We start from the raw sequence: 21,409 nt of genomic DNA, 5'->3' as shown, positions 1-21,409 counted from the left end.
GGGCTATTGCATTGGGGTGGATTCCACCCCAGCATGCCTCGGCCAAATCCGACTACTCCGTCTTTCCGAGTATCGTGACTTCCCGCTGCGGGAACGGAATCTCCACGTGATGCTCTTTGAGCGCATACCAGATCATCAATAACAGGTCGGCAGCCACCCGGTTCGAACCGTCGTCGACTCCCTCCATCCAAAACTCGATCAGAATATCTATCCCGGATTCTCCGAACTGCTTGATCTCCGCATCCGGCTGCTCCTCGACCGGGATCAATTCGCCACTGAGTACCTGGGGATGTTCCGCCACCACTTGTCGCAGGAGCGGAAACAGCATGTCGAGGTCCGTGCTGTAGGCGACCTGTAACTCCAAGGAGTAACGCTGCTTCTTGTTTTTATGGGTCCAGTTGACGAAGGTGCCGGTCATAAAGCGTTCGTTCGGCACCATGATGTCCTTGCCATCGAAGGTCTCCAGCGTTGCCGAACGCATATTAAGTTCGCGGATCACCCCCGCCTTGCCATCTTCCAGCTCGATGTAATCCCCGACCGTCAGCGAGCGGTCCAGTAACAGGATGATGCCGGAGATAAAGTTGGACGCGATGGATTGAAGTCCAAAACCTAAACCAACCCCGAGAGCGCCACCGAACACCGCCAACGTGGTCAAATTGATCCCCAGCACCTGCAACAGCAGGATAAAGATCACAATCACCAATACCACTTCAAACAGCTTGGCGAAGACCTCCCGGGTGCCTACATCCAGCTCCTCCTGCTTACGGATAATACGTTGTCCCGCCGTGCGAGATACACGTCCCAACCAGAACAGAAGGGAGCCGAAGATCAGCATCCGCAGCACACCATAGGCGGATATTTTGACGTTACCCACCTCCAGGGCGATCGTATCCAGGTAGGCAACCACGGATTCCAGCAGGTCGAAGATATGCAGGATCGAAGCGGGTATCAGAATCCAGACGATCAGTCGCCGCACCAGCGTATTGCGGACAAAATGATTGATCAGCGAGTAGAGCATGAACACGACCGCCACGCTCTGACTGACCCGTACCAGCTGGCTCTGCTGAAAGAGCAGTCCACTGAGATCCACAGAAAAAGCCAGCGCGACAATTAACAGCAGTGGAAACAGTAACAAGCGCGCGGCGTACATTTGGTTTCGCAGGCTGGCGTAGGGCCCGGGACGAGGTTCAGCATTGAAAATCGGACTGCGCGTTTTGATAAACGCCGCACTTGCATACGCTACCACGATCGCCATCACGATAAGCGCGCACTGGGCATAGAATTCAGGACTGCTGAACCAATTCAGCAAGGTAGCTGCAAACTTCTCGAACTGATCCAACAGCTTCTCTAAATCCAATTTCACTGATTTATTCCCTCTACGCAGGCGAGATGGTTTCTGACAATCACGCTTATTGCACTGAGCGCACTTAGCATACTCAATCAAATGGTTGTGGTCGGATTCCTTGTTCATCTGAACCACAGGAGTGGTCGGTTTCTTTGAGTCGGCCCAGCCTTACAATCGGACGTTGCAAAATCAGGTTATTCGGGTAAGAAACTTGGTGTCCTTCATCATCCTGAAGAATGATTTGAAACAGTGTGATATCGGCAATAGTGGCAGTTATCGAATCATCGCCGTCCAGTATTTTTATGCGATCCCCGATCCGATGCGGAACGCTGAAAAAGATCACGACACTGGCGGTGATGTTACTCAGAATCGACCACTGAGCAAACAAGGCAACACCAACAACCGCAAAAAGAGATGAGGCAAATACCAGTAGCCCTCTGAAATCAATACTCCAGATCAACGCCAGCCCAATCACGAAGGTAATCACAAGGAGAAAGCGGAAATAGGCATTGATGTAAAAAGTTCTCTTTGAAGGAACTTCCTTATTAGTAGCCGCAACACCGAGAATTCTGGAAGTTATTTTGGAAACAATGATGTATCCAACAATCCAGCCAATGGTGGTACTAAATTGATAACCGATAATGCTGTCAAACATTAATGGGCACCTTATCTGGTTATGCTTTTCTGCTCCCATTTAGGCGGGCGTTGTCCGGCTTTGATACTCCCGGCGTTATGCTCTTTAAAGAGTCACAGTGAAAAATAGTTCTTTATTCCCAACAACACACTATTCATTGCCACAGCTGCAAGGATGATGCCCATGACTCGACTGATCAGACTGGCGCCCGACTCACCGATCATCTTACCTAACCGAGGAGCGGCTAATAGCAGCAGGAGTTGAATAATGAGAATGACCACCAGTATGCCAGTAGTCGTCATCTGGTGGATCAAGTCGAATCGATGCTTGTCGGTCATCAGAACCACGGCCATCATCGCTCCCGGGCCGGCAATCGCCGGCACCGCCAATGGAAAGACAGCCGTATCTTTTCCCGATTTGACGATGCGAATCTCTTCCTCGGGCTTGCTCTCTCCGAAGATCATATTGAATGCAAAAGCAAACAACACCAACCCTCCAGAGATCTGGAAGGCGTTAAGCGATACGCTCATAGCTTCGAGCAAAAACTGACCTGCAATAATAAAGAAGATCAAGACTGATGATGCGTAGAGAACCGCTTGGACTGCAATCTTGCGAAGCTCTTCAGGCGCATGTCGTCGGGTTACCGCTAAAAACACTGGCACCGTTCCAATCGGATCAAGAACAGCCCATAGCAAAACAAAGATCTGGATAATCTCAGCCATGCTGTGATCTCGAGTCGCTAGGTGGACGCCCTTTCAAATGCACCATGGCTGACCCGATACGCAACGCACCCAGCACAAAGATCAGCGCGGATAACGCGTAGATCATCTCCGGATCAAGTTTATGCTTGAACAATCCAATCAAAATTTCGCGAATGACAAACACCAGTGCTGCGTCGACAATAAAAGTCATCCGCAATTTCTTGCTGTGAAAGTACTCAAACAGCGAGCGGGATAATTCCACCAGCACATACAGGGTGAGAACATCTGCGATGAGATCCAGGTATCTGCCGGTAACACCCTGCGAGTTTACCAATTGCCAAAGGTCCACCAACAATTTCAATGCACCAATGCCTATCCCAATCAAAATCAGCGTCAACATAAGGCCAAAGACCAGTTCAATAGACCGCTCGTAAAGAGCCACCAATTTCTCGGTGTGGGTGTGATTCTTCATGTGTAATACCCGTCGGAATTGTTTTAACGATTCTTTGACGCCTTTATCCACATAACATTGCTCGCGTCAGATTGAGCTCTACGACCTTAGGAAGTCAGCCAACCAGATAAAGCCTTAACCGCTAGTACCTAACGTCAAGGCTATATAGAGGCAAATACTCCGACTCCGGCGTGCCGAAGAATGATGGTTTCTCCGCTCGCCACAAAGCGACTGAATTGTTTTTCTTATAAAAATAGTCCATAGAATTGACCAATTCAGAAAACAGAACCAGGGCCAACACTACAACTAAGTCAATCGGTGAAACCCGCTGCGCGCCGTTCGTTAGATTCTCAGAACCGACTGTTTTTTCTTACAAACCATACCGGCAAATCGTGTATAGACCGCGCCTTTCGTTTCGACGAGCAGTAATCGTTGATGCGACTTAGATGCCATCACATTCGTACAAGTTTTTAGATAGGGAGAATCAAAATTTCTTCAACAAAAGGTATGAAAATTTCTACCCGAAGAGTTTGTCGTCATTCCAGCAGGCCTTGACAATTGCCGCACTAAAACCTCAAAGAAGCACCAGAGTCGAAATTCCCAGAAATGCAAAGAATGCCACCACATCGGTGACCGTAGTCAGTACTACACCTCCTGCTAATGCCGGGTCCACTCCTAGAGCTCGTAATACGAGAGGCAGCAATACACCTGCTAAGGCTCCCGTTACTATGGCTAATAACAAAGAGGTACCGAACACTGTACCCAGTAACCAGTTTTCGAACCATATGGCTGCTACGAAGGTAACTAACAACGCCCAGAGCAGCCCGTTAAATAAGCCTATCAGTACTTCATTTCGGGTGAGCTTCCAAAGATTATTTCGCCCAATCTGATCAAGAGCAGCCGCACGGGTTACCAGTGTTAGGGTTTGATTACCGGCAGCCCCTCCCATGCTAGCAACAACAGGCATCAACACAGCAAGAGCGACTAGTTGATCAATCGAAGCTTGAAACAGGCCGATAACCCAGGCTGCTAAAAATGCAGTAGCTAGGTTAACCCCTAGCCAGACCGCTCGACGCATAGAGCTGGGAAGTACAGGTGCGAATAGATCCGGATGCCGCTGAAGGCCTGCTCGGCCGTATAATTCACGATCCGATTGCTCACGCATCACATCGATTACATCGTCGACTGTAATTCGTCCAAGTAATACACCAGATTCGTCTACGACAGGAGCTGATAACAAGTCTTCATCTTCGAATATCCGGGAAACCTTATATGCGGGTGTGAGAGCGGTCATCGCGGTATCTCCCTCAACCATAGCCTCCTTGACTGTCAGTGAAGGTTCTAATGCCACTAACCGGCTCAAGGGCAACACCCCCTTAAATTGATTTTTCCGATCAACGACCATCAAACTATCAAGGTGCTCAGATAGTTTGCCTTCACGCCGATGTATTTGTCGTAAATAGCGCAAGACGGACCTTAGACTGACATCGGCTCTCACCGCTATCGCATCAGCATCCATCAGCCCCCCCGCACTGTCATCGGGATAATCTTTAACCGCGCGGTAACGTTGGCGCCTCTGCTCGTCCATGGACGCCACCATTGCATTGACCATTTCAGAAGGGAGATCACTATCAAGGTCTGCCAGTTCATCGGCCTGCATATTGCTCAGGCTTTCAATCAGTACCGCTGTTTCGCTATTGCGCGCTAGATAACGACGCAGTTCACCATGGGTATTGAGTAACACCTCTGCCATTTTCTCTGCCGACAAGCAGAACCAGATCTTTAAACGATGCTCTGCAGGTATAGATTCGATCATTCGAGCAATATCGACGGCCCTCAAAGGCTCAATCAAATAGCAGATATCAGCATCACTATCATTTTCTAATGCATCAATGATCATCACTTGCTGGCGCTGGATGTCGTAGCTGCTAGGCATTTAACGTTTCCTTAGGCATAGATAAAGCCCTGTAAATCGACCGGTTTTCTGTAGACGACCTACTGCTTCTTTACAGACGCTACTGGAGGCCAATGCCGATGTGTCCAAGGCACCTCACAGTGTAATGCAGAAAGGTGTCTATGAAAGGCTTGTCTATTCAGCCTGTCCGAATGACCTCGGCACTATTCCGTTCGGTTCCGACAGAGACGAGTCAATTTCCTTGAACGTCTCCAGCGACATTTTTACCACCCTTTCTTCCAGAAAAAGTTCTTAGACGTCATCAACTTAAGGGCGTTTATTTTGATCCACGTCACAGTCTGATGCTGAACAGAGCTGAAAAATTATTGAAACCAAATGCTATGGGCGTATAAATAAAAATGTTCCTCCCCTAAACACCTGCAGAACGCTGCAGTAAGGAATCGACGATGAAGCTCAATATCAACAACCGTCAAGGTAAAGTGTCTCCTGCACTACAGAGCAAGATTGAAGAGTGGTTGGAAGCCAGCCAGGACCGTTATGGCGTAATCAGCTCAGCGCAGATCAACATTGAACAGTCTGAGCGTGAAGATGAAGTTGAAGCGACCCTGCACATCAAAGGCAAAGACATCTTTGCCAAGGCGTCCGGACAAAACCTATACATCGCCATCGACACATTGAAAGACAAGATCGATCGACAGCTGGCGAAAGCCAAAGAGAAGTTGACCAACAAAAAAGGTGATCGCAAACCGCCTGTAGCGACCGAGGATGAGGTACTGGTTGACGAGGAACTACTTGAGGTCGAAGAAGGCTGATCGGTTAAGCAGAGCTACATAAGCTCAATTTCGACAATCTAAAACCCCTGGCTTGATCCGGGGGTTTTTATTTTCACCATCACCAACCGTTGTGGCTCAGTGAATTTGACCACCGCCTTCCACCTCATCGCTCCGGCCTTTAGAAGCGACTAACACCCGGCACCGTTCGCTTACCAGAAGCTTATCGTTTCAAGCTGTTCGTTTTTCATACAACCAACACCGGCAAGTCGTGTATAATCCGCGCCTTTCGTCTCGTCGATGTAACAGGTAACCACACCCATGACCGATAATCACAACCCCAAAGTCGGCTTTGTCAGCCTGGGCTGCCCCAAAGCACTGGTCGACTCAGAGCGGATTCTGACCCAGCTGAAGCTTGAGGGTTATGATCTGGTCAATCGTTACGATGATGCCGATGTGGTAGTGGTCAATACCTGTGGTTTTATCGACGCCGCCAAACAGGAATCGCTGGATGCGATTGGTGAGGCGATCAACGAGAACGGCAAGGTGATCGTCACCGGCTGTATGGGAGCAGACGCCGAGGCGATTCGCGAAGTCCACCCGCAGGTACTCAGCGTCAGCGGACCTGAGCAGTACGAACAGGTGGTCGAAGCGGTGCACGAATGGGTTCCACCCAAAACCGAGCACGACCCCTTTGTCGATCTGGTCCCACCGCAGGGCGTCAAGCTGACTCCGCGTCACTACGCCTACCTGAAGATTTCCGAGGGCTGCAACCACAGCTGCAGCTTCTGCATTATCCCGTCGATGCGCGGTAAGCTGGTCAGTCGCCCGGTGGGCGAGGTGTTGAAGGAGGCCGAAGGGCTGGTCCGCGCCGGGGTCAAAGAACTGCTGGTTGTCTCTCAGGATACCGGCGCTTACGGTCTCGACACGCGCTACAAGCTGGATATGTGGGACGGCCGTCCGGTCAAAACCCGGCTGCGCGAGATGGCCGAAGCGATGGGCAAGTTGGGGATCTGGGTGCGGCTGCACTACCTCTACCCCTACCCCCATATCGACGATCTGATTCCGCTGATGGCCGAAGGCCTGATCCTGCCGTATCTGGATATTCCGTTCCAGCATGCCAGCCCGCGGATTCTGAAGCTGATGAAGCGTCCGGCCAGCAGCGACAACATCTTGCAACGGATCGCCGACTGGCGCGCCCAGTGCCCGTCGATCACGATCCGCAGCACCTTTATCGTCGGCTTCCCGGGTGAGACCGAAGAGGACTTCCAAGAATTGCTCGACTTCCTCGAAGCGGCCCAGTTGGATCGGGTCGGTTGCTTCCAGTACTCACCGGTCGAAGGTGCACCGGCCAACGATCTGGGACTGGAAGAGGTTCCAGATGAGATCAAGCAGCAGCGTTGGGAGCGGCTGATGGAGCTGCAGCAGCAGATCAGTGAAGCCCGCCAGCTGGATAAGATTGGCCAGACCATTGAGGTGATTATCGACGAAGTCGGTGACGACGGTGCCTGCGGTCGCAGCAAGGCCGACTCGCCGGATATCGACGGCAATGTCTATCTGGAGGGCGCCACTCATCTGCAGCCGGGCAACATCGTCAAAGCGGTGGTGATCGATGCCGATGCCTACGATCTTTGGGGTGAGCTGACCGAGTCAGACGACTGACCGACCTCCCTGACCCAACACGAGCAAGGGGTGGCTCCAACGGAGTCGCCCCTTTTTTTTTCGCAAGCGCTGGCCTTCAAACGCCCCCCACTTCAATCGATCCCCGAAGAGGGGTTGATGGCCGACCGCTACCCCGGCTGATCCACCCAGGGACTCAATTGCAGACAGGGTCCGCGGAACAAAACCGATCCCTCGGGGCTTTCACCGCGCACCACCAGCAGCTCTCGACTGGCCTTGATTGCCAACCACTCCGGCTTGGTTAACAACCGGTTTGACTGCATCGCATCGAGCGACCCCAGGTCGGTTAGCGCCTGGGTTTCACGGTCAACAGCCCATAGCCTCAATCCGCTTAGATCCATCGCATCGAGCCGTTCGTTCCACTGGATATGCAGCTGAGATCGGCCCGGCTTATCGCCCTTATAAGCGGTGATAATCATCGGTGGTTCGGGCTGTTCCGGTAGACTCTGCATCACCGCCATGTAGTTGACTGAGCGGAACTGCGGTGACTGGGGCCAGAGCCATACAGCCAGGCAGGCGATCAACAATAGGGCGGTGACCCCTCGCCAAAAAGCCAGTCCCTGCCAGAAGCGCCTAGCCCCCGAGGCACGATCATCCGCCTCCATCTGCCCGCTAAGCTGTTGCCATACCCGAGCTGGCGGTTGCACCGGCTCGACCTCATCATTCAGTCGGTTCATACGTTGCTGCCAAAGGTAAATCATGGCTTCGAAATCAGGGTCCTCGCGCATCAGCCGCTCGCAACGGCGCCGGACCCGATCGCTCATCACACCCAGCACATAGTGACTCGCCAGATGCTCCCGGATGTGTTGGATTTGGTATCTCAAGCTTCGAGACATTGATGCAACTCCTTCAACCCGCGCCGAATCCAGGATTTCAAGGTCCCCAGCGGCACCTGCAACCGCGCCGACAACTCGGCGTGGGTCAGGCCGTGAATGTAGGAGGAGAGGATCGCGGCCCGAGGCTCCTCCCTTATCTTCTGCAGGCAACGGCTCAAATCATGGTGCTGCTGCCACAACCCACTTTCGTCACCGACTAACTGATCGATCAAGCTGTCGTCCAATTGTTCCGGTTGGCGCTGAATCTGGCGGACCCGGTCGATGGCGTTATTTCGGCTCAGTTGGCAGATCCAGGCCCAGCCGCCGCCTAGATCACTGCGATAAGCCTCGGCGTTGTTCCAGATCTTGGTGTAACTCTCCTGCAAGGTATCGGCCGCCAGCTCCCGGTCAGCGATTATTTTTAACGTCAGGCCGTACAAACGGGCACTGGTCAGACGATACAGCGTCTCAAAGGCCGGTCGGTGCCTCAGCTTAATCTGGGCAAGGCAGGCTTCGATCTCTCGATTCCATTGTTCTGGTTGCAATCTAAGCTCCTCGTTGAAGCCGCCAACGTAGTGGTTGACGGCTCCTCAGGGTCAGAATGAATCTACTAGGGTTGGACGGCCAGGTTCCACAATCCTTTGACCCCATCCCCGCTGGTATCCCCGGGCTGCGTATCCTTGACCCAGGTATACAGGGGTAAACCGTTTAGCGCCCACTGACGACGACCATCGGTACGCTCAACGATCGAATAGGGACCGCTGGCGCTCGCCCCGTCAGCAACCAACAGCGGAGGCCAGAGTGTGGCACACTTCTGATAGCAGTTGGACCGACCCGGCTGGTCCTTGGCGAAGGTATACAGGCTCAGCTGGCGCTCATCGGTCAACACCGACAGTCCCTCTTTGTTAAACACCTTAACCGGCACATCGTCGGCCCGGGCGGTAAACCAGATATTTTTGACCCCATGGCCGGTGGTATCACCGGCTCGTTGATCCTTGAACCAGGTGTAGAGCGGTTGACCTGCCAGAGTCCACTGACGAGCCCCATCTTTTCGGGTAGTGAGATCAAACGCCCCTTGCGGCTTGGCACCATCGGCTGCGATAAAAGGCGGCCATTTTTCGGCACAGGGACCATAGCAGTTGGATTGACCGGCACTGTCCTTGGCAAAGGTGTACAGGGTCATCCCTTCGGGTGTACGCCAAACCGCGCCCAGGTCGGTCTGCTGTTTGACTGCCGGTGTTGTCGTCATCTGGGTTCCGGTTGAAGCGCAGGCCACCAGGCCACCGGCCAGCAAGATAGGAAGCAAAGTTTTTGTCGGTTTCATCGATTTCCCCTGTGGTTGAATGGATCTATCTGGGGAAACGAACGGGACACTGCTATGGATGCATAGGAAGTTAAATTTTTTTGAATGCCGTCCAGGCCACTTCAACGCGTCAGTCAATGGCCGTGTTGCTGGCCGTTACTACGCGGGGATGACAAGTTGCTGGGCTGGCTACTGCTGGATTAACTGTGCCAAGGCCAATAACGCCGGATCAAGCGGCAGCCGTTTTCCCGGATCGGCCAGCGGACGCTGCACCAGGCGGCGGTTGTCCACCCCGAGCAGACAGCCGCCCTGACCGGCCTGCAGCACCTTGACCGCCATAGCTCCCAGACAGGATGCCAGCACTCGATCCCGAGCCGACGGATTACCTCCGCGCTGGATATGCCCCAGGATGCAGACCTGCGGGTTAAAGCCCCGTTCGGTCAATGCCTGAGCCAGGCGCTGAGTCCGGCCCGGCTTGCGCCCCTCGGCCACCACAATGATACGGCTGCTGGGGCGGCTGTTGGCATCACCCTGCTGCAGCGTTTCGCTCACCCGGTCCAGATCGATCGCCTGTTCGGGTACCAAAATCATCTCGGCGCCCCCGGCGATGCCGACCTCGGTGGCCAGAAAGCCAGAATCCCGCCCCATCACCTCGACCAGAAACAGCCGCTGGTGGGAGTTGGCCGTATCGCGAATCCGATCGATCGCATCCAGGCCGGTATTGGCGGCGGTATCGAAGCCGATGGTCTCATCGCTGCCCTCGATATCGTTGTCGATCGTGGCCGGCAGCACCACGACGGGAAATCCGGTCTCGGCGGTAAACTGTCGCGCGCCGGCCAGCGAGCCGTCACCGCCGATCACCACCAGTCCATCCACTTCCATCTCACGCAGGTGCTCGTAGCCCTGCCAGCGCACCGCCGGTTTATGGAACGCTTCGCAGCGGTCACTCTTAAGCAGGGTACCGCCCCGCTGCAGGATATTACCCACCAGCGGTGACGTTAACGGACGAATATCCGCCTCCACCAGTCCACTGTAACCACGCTGTATCCCCAGCACATCAATGCCCTGGTGCAGCGCCGCCCGGGCCACCGCCCGGATCGCGGCGTTCATTCCCGGCGCATCGCCGCCACTGGTTAATACGGCAATTCGACGGATATCCTGGCTGGGGATTAATTCGGGCAGATGGTACATGGTCTAAGCTTCCGGCTAGGCTGAGCCTGCATACCCTAGCGCCGGAATATGACTAAACGGAGAAACTATCGATCAGCCGGGCGCTATTTTGACAGCTATCAAAACCACCGGGAGCGGCACTGGTAACCGGGGATCAGATAGGACAGAATTGGCTCCAGCCCTTAACGCTTACGGGGAAATAGTCTGCTCCACGGCGGCTGCCGAATAATTACTCCGTGGCCATGTTGGCCATCAAAACCAAGGCGCAGTCGACCGAGCAGTCACCCCTCACCTTTGAACAGCTAAGGAATTTCTATGTTCATCAAGATCAAAAAGAACTGCGGCATCCTGATGGAAAATAATGCGATGGAGACCGGTATCGTGGTGCCGGTTTCGAGCAATTTCCTGATCAACCTGAACCAGGTTGCCGAGATCTCCTTCTACACCTTGAAAGAAAACAAGAAGCGCCAGAATATCGATCACGCCGAGCTGGTGATCCCGACCAACACCCGGGTTATCCACCTGACCATGGATTACCGCTACGAGAGCCACCAGGAAGACCGCCCTGGTGTCTTCAACCGTCAGGTCAACCAACGGGCTTACTACAAGCTGTTCTTCCTGCCCGAATGTCCGGGCGAGTACGAAGAGCTACGTGGCTATATCGAGCAGCAGGTTCTCAACCTCTGATTCACTCCACCTTATTGCTGCAGCAGGGCCTCAGAACAGGCTCTGCTGCGGTTCCACCAGCGCTTCGAAACTGTCGCCGACCAGCGGCAGGATGGCCTCAGCAACTGGCTTGAGCTGTTTCTCCAGGTAGTGCTGATAATCGATCGTCGCCGTGCAGGCGTCGACCGGTTGCGGTCCTTGGAGCGTGATCAGGTAACTCACGGCGCCACCTCGATGATATTTCGGCGGCTCGCCCTGTTGACGGCGCCGCTGCTCTTCAATTCGTGCCGCCTGCACATGGGGCGGCTGCGACTTCACGTATTCCTGTAACGGCCGCCGCAGCCGTTTACGATAGACCAACTCGGCGTCACAGCGGCCGGCCAGCAACGCCTCAACCTGCTGCTTCAACCAGTGTCGATAGGGTTGATTGAGGAACACCCGTCGGTAAAGCTGCTGCTGAAATCGACGCGCCAGCTGAGTCCAGTCACTGCGCACGCTCTCCAAGCCCTTGAATACCAGCGTCGGTTCCCCCTGCGAATCGAGCGTCATGCCCGCATAGCGCTTTTTGCTGCCCCGATCTGAACCTCGAATCGTCGGCATCAGAAACCGTTGGTAGTGGGTTTCGAACTCAATCTCCAGCCAGCTCTCCAACCCGTGCTCAGTCTGCAGACGCTGCCGCCACCAGTGATTGAGTCGCTTCGCCAACTGCTGACCCAGCAGGGCTGTGTCGGATGACTCCGAACTCTGGTGAGCTGAATCCGATGGTTGTCGCTGTACCCAGACAAACAGTGAATCGGTGTCGCCGTAGATAACCCGGTAATCGATATCGCCTGCCGACAGGCTTTCAATAAAATCACGGCTTTGCATCAGCACCTGGTGCCCGCGCAGGGTGATCGATCCGGACAGACGGTGATCGAAGAAGCGGCACTGATCCGAACCGAGCACACCGTAGAACGAGTTCATAATGATCTTGATCGCCCGCGACAAGGGCTCATTCTGCTCAGCCTTGGCCTGATCCCGCGCTTTCCACAGGGTCGCGATCAGGCCGGGCAGAATCGGATGAAGGCGGCAGAAGCGGGCTCCGTTAAACCCCTCAACACACTCCTGGGCGGGTTGTTCCAGGCCTTCGTACAAGCCCAGAGGGTCGATCAGAAAGCTGCGGATCAAGCTCGGGTACAGGCTCTTGAAGTCCAGTACCAGCACGTCCTGATACAGCCCCGGCCGTGAATCCATCACATAACCGCCCGGGCTGCTCATCCCCGCTTCGCCGGAAGCATAGGGCGGCGCCGTGCGGCCGGCACGATGCAGTCGCGGCAGATAGAGATGATCAAAAGCGGCGGCTGAACCGCCGACCCGATCCAGCATCAGGCCGGTCAAACAACTGCGCTCGATCAGATAGTCGAGCAGTTTTGCCTCGACGAAAATCTGCCATACCAGGCGGCAGTCTTCGAGGTTGTAGCGCGCCAGGGCGGGCTTATCCTGGCGAAACAGCCGGGTAATTTCGTCACCCCGCTGCTCAACGTGATCGATCTTTTTACCTCGTCCCAACAGCTGTTGTGAAACCGCTTCCAGCGAGTAGCTTTCAAATTGAAAGGTGGCCCCCTTGAGGCAATCGATGCCGTCTACCACCACCCGACCGGGCAGGCTGACCCTGGCCCAACCACTTTCGCGCTCATGCCACTGTAGGGTGCCGCCGCCTCGGCCCAGATTGAGCGAGACTCCCAGTTGCTCGGCCTTGGCCCGCAGAAAACGCAGATCGAAGTCGATCAGGTTCCAGCCGATCAGCATGTCCGGATCGAAGTCACGAACCTGATCAATAAAGGCCTGCAACAAAGCCTTTTCGGTGGGCAGGTAGTGAATCTCGGTCTGGTCATCGGCCTCCTCCGTTGCCGGGGCTTCGGCGCCACGCATCAGCACCCGCGCCAGCACCGGCTTATCCTCAGAGGCGTTCGCGACGGCGTCGTCGGCCACCACGCCGTAGAGCCCGATCGAATAAAGTTCCTGGCCGCGCATCGAGGTTTCGATATCAAACGACAGCACCCGCAGCCGGGGGCGAACGTCACAGGGCGCGATGCTGGCCCGCTCCAGTTGCTGCCAGCCACCACTGGTGCCGGCCGATTGCCACTGGCCGCTATTGATCTGCAGCCCGCCGCAGATAAAGCGCTCCATCAAATAGCGTTCGGCGGGACGGATATCGTCTTCGATCAGGGTGACGCCGAAACGCTGCAGCTGCTCGCGGGCACGATAGTAGGCTTCCAGTTGATTCAGATACAGGCCATCGACGGCCCGCCCCAAGGGGTCGCGCAGCTGCAATGGCTGAAGCCGCCAACTGGCCGCCTCAGCCTGTTCGGGAAACAGCGCCTGCAGCAGTTCCTGCACCTGCCGGCGCTCATCAGCGAGGGTAAAGAAGACCGCTTCCTGGTCGCGCACCAGCCAGCGAACCGGCCCTTGTTCGGTGCTGAGCCAGTACTGATAGTCCAACCCCTGTCGGCCCTGGCGAACCTGCTGGGTTAGAACAAAGCCCGACCGGCTTCGGTTCCGGTTCACCGCTTAGGCGCGTCCTCAAAGGGCGCGACCACTTGCAGGGTCGGGAACGCCTGCAACACCTGCTGCTGATGCCGGCCTTGGAACAGCAACTTCAGATTGGGGCCCGCATCCATGGTGAAGTAGAGCGGCAACCCCTGCTCGCGCAACGCCCAAACCTGTTGCATCGCGGCCACCGACTCTGGTTGCCAGTACAACAGTGGTGGCCAGGAGGCGATCATCGTGGCGTGCATCGACAGCGCATTCTGTTCCGCGGTTGCTCCGAGCAGATCGAACTCCTGCTGCTCGATAGCCTGGTGAATCCGTTCCAGGTCAGCGGCGGCCTGCAGCGGCCAGCTCTGGTACAGGTGAGCGGTATCGACGGTACGCTGCATTCCGGCGCGCGAGCCCACCGATTTGGCCGCCGAGGTCAGCGTCAGCAAACCGATTCGAAATTCCGGCCAGCGCTGCGCCAACGGCCGGGCATGGGAGTCCATACCGTCATCGCGAACCCCCATCTGCCATTCGACAAACCCCTCGAAAATGGAACGCGACGCACTACCGCTACCGAGGCGGGCGAAGGCTGACAACTGCTCGGGGCTCAAGCCGAAACCGTAGAGTTTATCTATCGCCAGCATCAGCGCAGCGAATCCCGACGCCGAGGAAGCCAAGCCGGCGGCAGTGGGAATGTTGTTATGGGTATCGACCTTGAGTCGCGGCGAATCGGGCTGTCGGAACAGATCCAGAAAGCTGACCACCTTGGCGGCGAATCCGCTCTCCAACGACTGCGCTTCGCCGTTCAGAACCACCTGATCCTGCGGGGCATCGATCGGGCTGAGTTCGGTGCGGCTACCCAGCTCACCCAGGCTGATCGAGAGACTCGGATTGATCGGCAGGTTGAGCGCCTTGTCGCGCTTACCCCAGTATTTACACAGGGCGATATTGCTCGGAGCAAACGCACTGGCCTTAGTGGCGGGTTGCTGCTGTGACGGCAGATACTGCTGCACAATCTGACGTGGGCTCGGGTTCTGACTCATGCTGTAGTTTTCCTGAAAGCGATAGCCGGATTAACGGGGGTACGGCGAGAAGGCGGCGCGGCGATTTAGTCGAAGCAAACACCCTCGGGCGCAACCTCTACCGGAATCCGGTCCGGCAGTGCTACCGACCGGGGTTGCCCCAACGAAATGACACAATCACCCAGGCCGGAGCCGGAAATTTTGGCACCCTGGACCTCAGGATCCTCCCGCAGCTGGTAGATCATCTGCGACAACTTGGCGTCATTGACCCCCAGTGCATCCATCAATCCCTGATAGTAGTTCATCAACCGTCCCAGCAGCGACCAGTCACTCTCACCTGCGGCCACACAGGCCTGCTCGGCACACTCAGCCATCAGCTGATACAGCTGATGGTACAGATGGGGCAACTGTTCCGCTGCGCCGGCCACCCGTTCCAGCACCAGCGGGGTTTTCAATTTATAGCCACAATAGTACAAGCCGACCGGCGGCAGCGTCGCCAGTTTCTGACGCTTGCCGGACTGGTGATAGGCAACCATGCCGCCTTCGATCGCCGCCGCCAGATCGGCACCCGATCCGCGCCCCTGCACCTGCAGCATGACCGTGCGGGCCTGCTCAAACAATTGATCGTTGTCCGGGCTCTGTCCGAACCAGCGGTTCAACACTGCCAGGGTTGCCACCGTCACCGCGGCCGACGACCCCAAGCCTACCAGGTGGGAAAAATCAGATTCGACCCGCAACCGCAGGCCTGCGCTGCAGGCTTTTCCTGTCTCAGCAAAGGCACTGTAACAATGCTCAAATGCCGTCAGGATAAAGCTGAAGGTTGCATCCCAAGGTCGCTGATCGATGGGCGCAGAGTACTGTCCCAACGCGGATTCAATCTCCAATTGCGGCTGATCCAATGCTGTCAGTTCGACCCGGATTCGTTTGTCCACCGCCAGCACCAGCGCACGGGCACCATGCAGCACCGCGTGCTCGCCCAGCAGCATCAGGGTTCCGGGGGCCGACGCCCGGATACTGCTATCGATCTGATTCATAAACCGCTCCCATCGTATCCATCTTCAGCGCCTGCCAAGATGACGAGCCACCCGGCAAACCACCCTGCGCCAGCTCCGGCGCATAGATCAACAGTAACCCTGCCCGGCTGCCGCTCACCGCGCCGGCTCCACTGACCTTGGCGCTGGCACCTTGCTGCTCCAGATCCCGTACCAGCCGTTGAACCCTGTCGGGCACCACTCCGATCCGCTCCAACAGCCGCTGATTCTGTCGTATCGAGGTATGAATCTGTTCCGGGTTTGCGGCCAGCAATGCCTGCTGAAACTGTTCGGTGATCGCGGCGAACTCATCCCAGATACCGCTTTGACCAAAATGGCGCCGTACCTGACTGCCGCACTGGCCGGTTGAACACTCCGGTTTGCCACTGTCGAACAGATACCAGCCCTGTCCCAGGATTGCCGGCAGCGGTTCGATCTCCGTCTGTTGAAACCGCAGTAAACCGCCACGGCCGCAGACGGCCGGGTCCAATCCGCTGGAGCGGCCGTGTTGTAGTTGCTCGCATTGAGTCACCAGAGCCACCAGTTCCTCGGTGGTCAGCGGCTTGTTGGCATATCCGCAGACCGCTTTGAGCAGCGCCGTTACCGTGGCCGCCGATGAGCCCATCCCCGCGCCCAGCGGGATCTGCGACCGCAACGTCAAGCGGCGTCCGGACAGCGTCGAGCTGCAATCGGGAAGCAAAGACAGGGCGTACTGGAATAACAGCGCCGGTTGCGCTAAGACCGTTTCGATCGGCCGTTCGCCGGCGATAAATTGCTGGTGGTATTGCTGCAGCTGGCGCCGCAGGGGGGCCAACTGATCCAGACGGATCCGCACACGGGTATCGAGAGTATCGAGATGAAGCTCAGCGTCATCACCGAGCTCGGGGGCTGCCTCGATCTCGGCCGTGGCATAGCGGCACAAGGCCAAAGCCAGTGCCGGCTTACCGTAGACCACGGCGTGCTCGCCGCTAAGAATCGCCTTGGACGGGGCCCGGGCGTACATCAGCGGGCGCTGTAAACCCGCTTATGCTGGTTGATTGCTTCGAGACGGAAGGGTCCGGTGGTCTGCTCGGGCATTAGATGATCGCCGCCGTCGGCCGGACATTCGAAATTGTAGAACTTGAGGTATTCGGTGTAGCTCAACTCGGTCCGCGCCTGCAACATGGCCTGGTGCTTGTCGGTATGCAGGTAGTCACGATAGCCGGGGACAACTGTTCCGCTGAAAAACTCCGATACGCAGCCGGAGCCGTAGCTGAAGAAACCGACCCGCTGACCGCTTAACTCCAGTTCCGGATTATCCAGCAGCGACGCCAGACCGATATAGATCGACGCGGTGTAGCTGTTGCCAATGATGCGGTTGTAATTCAGCGTCGGCATCACCATCGCATCCAGCGCAGCCTTGCTTCGCTCGCTATGGGTGAAGCGTGACAGCTGGGTCTGGGCCTTCTCGGCCATACGGCTGAACGGCAGGTGATAGCAGAGGTAGTCGAGCTGTTCGAACTCGGCGCCGCCCTGTTCCAGATAGTCACTGTAGGCCTGCTTCAGCGCCGTCAGGTAGATTTTGGTGGAGTACTTACCGTCCACCAGCGCGGTAGAGCGGTAATTGGGTCGCCAGAAATCCATCACATCTTCGGTATAGCGGCCCGATTCGGGGGCGATCTCAACCAGTTTCGGGTTCGAGCCGATCAATACCGCAACGGCACCACAGCCCTGGGTCGCCTCCCCGGAAGAGGCCAGGTCATAGCGGGCGATATCGGAGGCCAGCACCAGCACTTTGCGTTTTGGATCACGGGCCACGATGGCACAAGCCATCTGGATCGCCGCAGTGGCGGAGTAACAGGCCTGCTTAAGCTCGACAACCCGACAGCGATTGGGCAGATCCAGTAAGCCGTGAACAAACACACCGGCCGCCTTGGACTGATCCACACCGGTCTCGGTGGCGAACATCAGGGTATCGATGTCAGCGCGATCGCAACGCTCCAGCAACGGTAGCGCTGCCGCCGCCGCCATGGTCACGACATCTTCATCGGCACCAACGATGCCCATTTTTTCCTGGCCGATTCCCTGGTAGTACTTCTCGGCATCGATATTTTGTACGTCTGCTAAGCTCTTGAGATCAAGGTAAAAATTCGACGTATAAAAGCTGATATCATCAATACCGACAGACATGCTCTAAGAAAATCCTATTCGTCCAACAGTAGCGCATCGTTCAACCGCAGCTGTTCCAGATCGGCCGCACCGAGCAGGAACATCGCTGTTATAAATTCACGCTTAATGTGTTCAATCGTTGTCATTACCGCTTCGGGCGATTCCATGGCCGGCTTTAAGAAAGGTGCCGCCATGCCACAAAGCGAGCCGCCGAGTATAACAGATTTCACCATGTCGATACCCGATCTGAGGCCGCCGCTGGCAATAAATTGTGCCTGATGCATATAAGGTCTAGCCAAGCGGAGTGCGGTCGGGGTCGGAATGCCCCAATCCTGGAACAGCAGCCCGAGCGAACGCTCGCCATCGGGGCGGCAACGATGGTGTTCGATACGGCTCCAGGAGGTGCCGCCGCTGCCGGCCAGGTCAAACAACTGCACACCGAAATCCAGGCCCAGCGCGATATCTTCAGGCGCCAGGCCCGCGCCGACCTCTTTTAAGATCACCGGCTGATCAAGCGCCTCAACCAGGGCCTTAAGCTTCAGATCCAATCCGGAAAAATCGGTGTCACCTTCGGGCTGTACCGCTTCCTGCAACGGATTGAGGTGAAGAAACAACGCATCGGCCTGAAGAACTTCGACCGCTTTCCTAGCCTGCTCGATTCCGAAACCGTAATTGAGCTGTACCGCCCCCAGGTTGCCCATCAGCAAGGTCGTCGGCGCATATTGGCGCAACTCAAAGCTGGCTTTGGCACCGGGATGGCTGAACATCACCCGTTGGGAGCCAACCGCCATCGCAACGCCACAGCGCTCGGCGGCGATGGCCAGGTTACGGTTGATCGTTCGCAGCTGTTCGTGATCGCCGCCGGTCATCGACGAGATCAGAAGCGGGAAGCTGAGTTTTTTACCGAGAAACTCGCAGCTCGGATCGACCTGGCTCAGATCTAACTGCGGTAACGCGCGATGGCGCAGACGGATGTCATCAAAGTGGTGACGATTACGATCAACACCAACATCCTTCTCTATTGCCCGGATATGTTCGGTCTTGCGGCTATTGGTCGGATCACTCATTTCGTGCTCGAATCGGGTTCAGTATCGAAGCCGGATAACGCCTCAGCGTTCCATTGCCAGATGAGATTGCATCAACTCGCCGGGATTGGTCTGAGCCGCCATCAGCGACAGCTCGCCACAAAGAACGGTGGCCGCGCACCAGATCGCCAGCCGACGGGCATTCTCACCGGGTTCGCGCTCCTCTTTGCAACCCAGCATGGCCAGATTGTCTTCGACAAAGCCCAACCCTTTACCGTTGCCGACACTACCCATGATCAGATTGGGCAGCGTAGCGGAGAAGTACAGGTCGCCGTCTCGAACTTCGGCATGCACCACTCCTTGAGAACCTTCGACGATATTGGCCGCATCCTGGCCGGTGGCCAGATAAAACGCCAGCAGCATATTGGCGTAGTGGGCGTTGGCGCTGCGGATACCGCCGGCCATCAGGGTGCCGATCAGGTTCTTCTTGATGTTCAGCTCCACCACCTGTTCAGGGGTGGTTTTCAAGCGACGCTGACACAGCTCACGCGGAATCGTGACCTCGGCGACAACATACTTGCCGCGACCGAGAATCCCGTTGACCGCGGTGGCTTTTTTATCCGAACAGTAGTTGGCCGAAATCGACACATAGCTGAGTTGCGGATACTGCTCCAAAATCCACGGGAACAGTTGGTCGGCCGCATTCGTGACCATGTTATGACCGGAGGCATCGCCGGTGGTGAACTCCAGCCGCAGGTAGATCATATTGGCCACGACCTGGGTATGCAGATCGATCAACTTGGCAAAGCGGCTGCTTTTGGCCACCACCGCATTGAGGTCGGACATCCGCCCCTTGAGGCTGTTAATGGCCGCCAGCGCAACGCCAGCATCCGCCGCTTCGAGCAGGATCGATCGACTCATCCGATCATCGATCACGGTAGCCCGGATACCGCCGGCCAGCTTGGTCACACGGGCCCCACGGCCAACCGAAGGCCACAAAGGCGTTTCATAAGTGGCCAGCGGCACCATCACTTCATCGTCAACCTCCTCTCCGATAACTTTGACGGGACCGACATTGCGCATCGGGATCGGGGCTGTAGTGATTTTGTGTGATTTCATCCGCTCGGCTTAACTGATAGCTGGCAAAGAGAAGTGTCTGAGACAGTTCTGATCGAACTGTTCGTAAGTGGTTTTGAACCGGTTCAAGAGCCGGGTACAAAACCACCCTAAAAAGGCTGGGGCGATTGTATCTGCCGCCCAGAACGAATGCAATTTAGTAAGCCCTGCCGGCAGGTTGGCACTCCGTTGTAGCCAGAGCGCCAACAACAAACCTGGGGGCATTGCTCCCTACACGAAACGCTGGCGAGATATTTGAACAGTGATGTTACTCGTCGGTCAGCAGTCGATAGCCGTGCTGGTGCACGGTCTCAATTTCATAACCACTGCCTTCAAGCAATAGCGATTTGCGCAGACGACTGATGTGCATGTCGACCGTACGGGTATTGACCTCCTGACTGACCCCCCAAACTTCAGACAGCAGCCTATGCCTCGACAATAACTGGTTGGGATGGGTAAACAGGTAATCGGCCAGGCAGAAGTCCTTATCGGTAAGTGACAAGGGTTGACCGTCACGGCTGAGTTGATGCTGGTTTCGATCGATCAGGAAGGGGCCAAACTGCTGCAGCGCCGGCAGCTGCTCTTGATGCTGCGCATCGAAGCGACGCGCCAGTACGTGAACTCGTGATAGCAACTGATCGGCCTGTAACGGCTTGCAGATAAAGTCATCAGCCCCCTGCGCCAGCGCTTTGACAATCTGACTTTCTGCTTCCGGGGTGCTGATAAACAGCAACGGTATACGCTCACTTTGGTTAGCCAGCCCCTGCTCAATCAGGGCAAGACAGATCTCATCGTCGCAACCGCAATCGACCAGCATCAGGTCAAACGACTGCTGCTGCAGACAGGCAAGAAACTCTGAGGGTTGGGAGCAACAGGTGTATTCATGGCCGGCCTGCTGCAACCAGGACATAATCGATTCAGCCAGTTGACGATCCGGCTCCATTACAGCGATACGAAGCATCTAGCCCCCTTCCGAGATCAGTCGGTACTACCTATCGACCCGCCGCCTGAAACAATGATTGGAACGAAAAATCTGGGCAAGTCGGTCGACATCCGGCCACCTTAGGATAGCTGCATGTCTTTTCAGTAAGTATAGAAGC

The 21,409-nt window shown here is 56.0% G+C and carries 20 protein-coding genes; 3 read left to right on the top strand and 17 right to left on the bottom strand.

The window, feature by feature from the left end; translation table 11 throughout:
- Positions 1 to 52: 52 nt before the first annotated feature.
- The 5 genes from ACO05M_RS10525 to mgtE form a co-directional block, all read right to left on the bottom strand.
- Complete coding sequence (locus ACO05M_RS10525) at positions 53 to 1,363, bottom strand: mechanosensitive ion channel family protein (protein WP_421862226.1); 1,311 nt, start codon at positions 1,361 to 1,363, stop codon at positions 53 to 55.
- 73 nt (positions 1,364 to 1,436) lie between these two features.
- Positions 1,437 to 2,000 carry a mechanosensitive ion channel domain-containing protein gene (locus tag ACO05M_RS10520; RefSeq protein ID WP_421862223.1) on the bottom strand — a complete coding sequence of 188 codons (564 nt, stop codon included), beginning with the start codon at positions 1,998 to 2,000 and terminating at the stop codon, positions 1,437 to 1,439.
- Between the two features lie 92 nt (positions 2,001 to 2,092).
- Entirely contained in the window at positions 2,093 to 2,701 is a 609-nt protein-coding gene (locus ACO05M_RS10515; RefSeq protein WP_421862220.1) for a MarC family protein, read from the bottom strand.
- Complete coding sequence (locus tag ACO05M_RS10510) at positions 2,694 to 3,152, bottom strand: phosphate-starvation-inducible PsiE family protein (protein WP_421862217.1); 459 nt, start codon at positions 3,150 to 3,152, stop codon at positions 2,694 to 2,696. The genes ACO05M_RS10515 and ACO05M_RS10510 overlap by 8 nt, the downstream gene beginning before the upstream one ends.
- Positions 3,153 to 3,705: 553 nt before the next feature.
- On the bottom strand, positions 3,706 to 5,067 hold the full coding sequence (gene mgtE, locus ACO05M_RS10505; protein WP_421862215.1) for a magnesium transporter: 1,362 nt from the start codon (positions 5,065 to 5,067) through the stop codon (positions 3,706 to 3,708).
- A gap of 425 nt (positions 5,068 to 5,492) precedes the next feature.
- Between mgtE and hpf the strand changes: the two genes are divergently transcribed.
- Together hpf and rimO are read left to right on the top strand one after the other, a co-directional pair.
- The gene (hpf, locus tag ACO05M_RS10500; protein WP_421862213.1) at positions 5,493 to 5,858 is read left to right on the top strand and encodes a ribosome hibernation-promoting factor, HPF/YfiA family; all 366 of its coding nucleotides are present in this window, start codon (positions 5,493 to 5,495) and stop codon (positions 5,856 to 5,858) included.
- Between the two features lie 279 nt (positions 5,859 to 6,137).
- The gene (rimO, locus tag ACO05M_RS10495; protein ID WP_421862210.1) at positions 6,138 to 7,478 is read left to right on the top strand and encodes a 30S ribosomal protein S12 methylthiotransferase RimO; all 1,341 of its coding nucleotides are present in this window, start codon (positions 6,138 to 6,140) and stop codon (positions 7,476 to 7,478) included.
- Between the two features lie 128 nt (positions 7,479 to 7,606).
- On the opposite strand, the gene ACO05M_RS10490 is transcribed toward rimO, so the two are convergent.
- The 4 genes from ACO05M_RS10490 to pfkA all read right to left on the bottom strand — a co-directional run bounded on the left by ACO05M_RS10490 (position 7,607) and on the right by pfkA (position 10,805).
- Positions 7,607 to 8,332, bottom strand: coding sequence for an anti-sigma factor (locus tag ACO05M_RS10490; RefSeq protein WP_421862208.1), 726 nt, complete (start codon positions 8,330 to 8,332; stop codon positions 7,607 to 7,609).
- Positions 8,317 to 8,856, bottom strand: coding sequence for a sigma-70 family RNA polymerase sigma factor (locus tag ACO05M_RS10485; RefSeq protein WP_421862206.1), 540 nt, complete (start codon positions 8,854 to 8,856; stop codon positions 8,317 to 8,319). The genes ACO05M_RS10490 and ACO05M_RS10485 overlap by 16 nt, the downstream gene beginning before the upstream one ends.
- Before the next feature lie 65 nt (positions 8,857 to 8,921).
- Complete coding sequence (locus ACO05M_RS10480; protein ID WP_421862203.1) at positions 8,922 to 9,635, bottom strand: hypothetical protein; 714 nt, start codon at positions 9,633 to 9,635, stop codon at positions 8,922 to 8,924.
- 168 nt (positions 9,636 to 9,803) lie between these two features.
- Complete coding sequence (gene pfkA / locus ACO05M_RS10475; RefSeq protein WP_421862201.1) at positions 9,804 to 10,805, bottom strand: 6-phosphofructokinase; 1,002 nt, start codon at positions 10,803 to 10,805, stop codon at positions 9,804 to 9,806.
- Between the two features lie 294 nt (positions 10,806 to 11,099).
- Here pfkA and ACO05M_RS10470 point away from each other — a divergent pair, with 294 nt between their 5' ends.
- The gene (locus ACO05M_RS10470; RefSeq protein ID WP_421862198.1) at positions 11,100 to 11,471 is read left to right on the top strand and encodes a hypothetical protein; all 372 of its coding nucleotides are present in this window, start codon (positions 11,100 to 11,102) and stop codon (positions 11,469 to 11,471) included.
- Positions 11,472 to 11,501: 30 nt separating this feature from the next.
- Here the strand turns inward: ACO05M_RS10470 and ACO05M_RS10465 are convergent, their stop codons facing one another.
- From ACO05M_RS10465 to ACO05M_RS10430, 8 genes are all read right to left on the bottom strand, one after another.
- On the bottom strand, positions 11,502 to 13,997 hold the full coding sequence (locus ACO05M_RS10465) for a DNA polymerase II (protein ID WP_421862195.1): 2,496 nt from the start codon (positions 13,995 to 13,997) through the stop codon (positions 11,502 to 11,504).
- On the bottom strand, positions 13,994 to 15,010 hold the full coding sequence (gene mvaD / locus ACO05M_RS10460) for a diphosphomevalonate decarboxylase (RefSeq protein ID WP_421862191.1): 1,017 nt from the start codon (positions 15,008 to 15,010) through the stop codon (positions 13,994 to 13,996). Before mvaD ends, ACO05M_RS10465 begins: the two co-directional genes overlap by 4 nt.
- Positions 15,011 to 15,075: 65 nt before the next feature.
- Positions 15,076 to 16,023, bottom strand: a complete 948-nt coding sequence (locus ACO05M_RS10455) for a mevalonate kinase family protein (protein WP_421862189.1) — start codon at positions 16,021 to 16,023, stop codon at positions 15,076 to 15,078.
- The gene (locus ACO05M_RS10450) at positions 16,007 to 17,023 is read right to left on the bottom strand and encodes a mevalonate kinase family protein (protein WP_421862187.1); all 1,017 of its coding nucleotides are present in this window, start codon (positions 17,021 to 17,023) and stop codon (positions 16,007 to 16,009) included. Before ACO05M_RS10450 ends, ACO05M_RS10455 begins: the two co-directional genes overlap by 17 nt.
- A complete protein-coding gene (locus tag ACO05M_RS10445; RefSeq protein ID WP_421862184.1) occupies positions 17,023 to 18,189 on the bottom strand; it encodes a hydroxymethylglutaryl-CoA synthase in 1,167 nt (388 codons plus the stop codon). Before ACO05M_RS10445 ends, ACO05M_RS10450 begins: the two co-directional genes overlap by 1 nt.
- A gap of 14 nt (positions 18,190 to 18,203) precedes the next feature.
- Positions 18,204 to 19,235 carry a type 2 isopentenyl-diphosphate Delta-isomerase gene (fni, locus tag ACO05M_RS10440; protein ID WP_421862181.1) on the bottom strand — a complete coding sequence of 344 codons (1,032 nt, stop codon included), beginning with the start codon at positions 19,233 to 19,235 and terminating at the stop codon, positions 18,204 to 18,206.
- Between the two features lie 42 nt (positions 19,236 to 19,277).
- Complete coding sequence (locus ACO05M_RS10435) at positions 19,278 to 20,312, bottom strand: hydroxymethylglutaryl-CoA reductase (protein ID WP_421862178.1); 1,035 nt, start codon at positions 20,310 to 20,312, stop codon at positions 19,278 to 19,280.
- Positions 20,313 to 20,577: 265 nt separating this feature from the next.
- Positions 20,578 to 21,270 carry a response regulator transcription factor gene (locus tag ACO05M_RS10430; RefSeq protein ID WP_421862175.1) on the bottom strand — a complete coding sequence of 231 codons (693 nt, stop codon included), beginning with the start codon at positions 21,268 to 21,270 and terminating at the stop codon, positions 20,578 to 20,580.
- Positions 21,271 to 21,409: the final 139 nt, after the last annotated feature.

The sequence above is a fragment of the Motiliproteus sp. genome, assembly GCF_965230735.1.
Lineage (GTDB): Bacteria > Pseudomonadota > Gammaproteobacteria > Pseudomonadales > Balneatricaceae > Motiliproteus.
The sequence above is the reverse complement of the archived record's forward strand: the minus strand, read 5'-3'. Positions and strand labels throughout refer to the sequence as shown.

Coding starts and splice junctions, on each gene's coding strand:
- ACO05M_RS10520 (WP_421862223.1), bottom strand. CDS start 2,000: ATGTTTGACAGCATTATCGGTTATCAATTTAGTACCACCATTGGCTGG.
- ACO05M_RS10515 (WP_421862220.1), bottom strand. CDS start 2,701: ATGGCTGAGATTATCCAGATCTTTGTTTTGCTATGGGCTGTTCTTGAT.
- ACO05M_RS10510 (WP_421862217.1), bottom strand. CDS start 3,152: ATGAAGAATCACACCCACACCGAGAAATTGGTGGCTCTTTACGAGCGG.
- mgtE (WP_421862215.1), bottom strand. CDS start 5,067: ATGCCTAGCAGCTACGACATCCAGCGCCAGCAAGTGATGATCATTGAT.
- hpf (WP_421862213.1), top strand. CDS start 5,493: ATGAAGCTCAATATCAACAACCGTCAAGGTAAAGTGTCTCCTGCACTA.
- rimO (WP_421862210.1), top strand. CDS start 6,138: ATGACCGATAATCACAACCCCAAAGTCGGCTTTGTCAGCCTGGGCTGC.
- ACO05M_RS10490 (WP_421862208.1), bottom strand. CDS start 8,332: ATGTCTCGAAGCTTGAGATACCAAATCCAACACATCCGGGAGCATCTG.
- ACO05M_RS10480 (WP_421862203.1), bottom strand. CDS start 9,635: ATGAAACCGACAAAAACTTTGCTTCCTATCTTGCTGGCCGGTGGCCTG.
- pfkA (WP_421862201.1), bottom strand. CDS start 10,805: ATGTACCATCTGCCCGAATTAATCCCCAGCCAGGATATCCGTCGAATT.
- ACO05M_RS10470 (WP_421862198.1), top strand. CDS start 11,100: ATGTTCATCAAGATCAAAAAGAACTGCGGCATCCTGATGGAAAATAAT.
- mvaD (WP_421862191.1), bottom strand. CDS start 15,010: ATGAGTCAGAACCCGAGCCCACGTCAGATTGTGCAGCAGTATCTGCCG.
- ACO05M_RS10455 (WP_421862189.1), bottom strand. CDS start 16,023: ATGAATCAGATCGATAGCAGTATCCGGGCGTCGGCCCCCGGAACCCTG.
- ACO05M_RS10450 (WP_421862187.1), bottom strand. CDS start 17,023: ATGTACGCCCGGGCCCCGTCCAAGGCGATTCTTAGCGGCGAGCACGCC.
- ACO05M_RS10445 (WP_421862184.1), bottom strand. CDS start 18,189: ATGTCTGTCGGTATTGATGATATCAGCTTTTATACGTCGAATTTTTAC.
- fni (WP_421862181.1), bottom strand. CDS start 19,235: ATGAGTGATCCGACCAATAGCCGCAAGACCGAACATATCCGGGCAATA.
- ACO05M_RS10435 (WP_421862178.1), bottom strand. CDS start 20,312: ATGAAATCACACAAAATCACTACAGCCCCGATCCCGATGCGCAATGTC.
- ACO05M_RS10430 (WP_421862175.1), bottom strand. CDS start 21,270: ATGCTTCGTATCGCTGTAATGGAGCCGGATCGTCAACTGGCTGAATCG.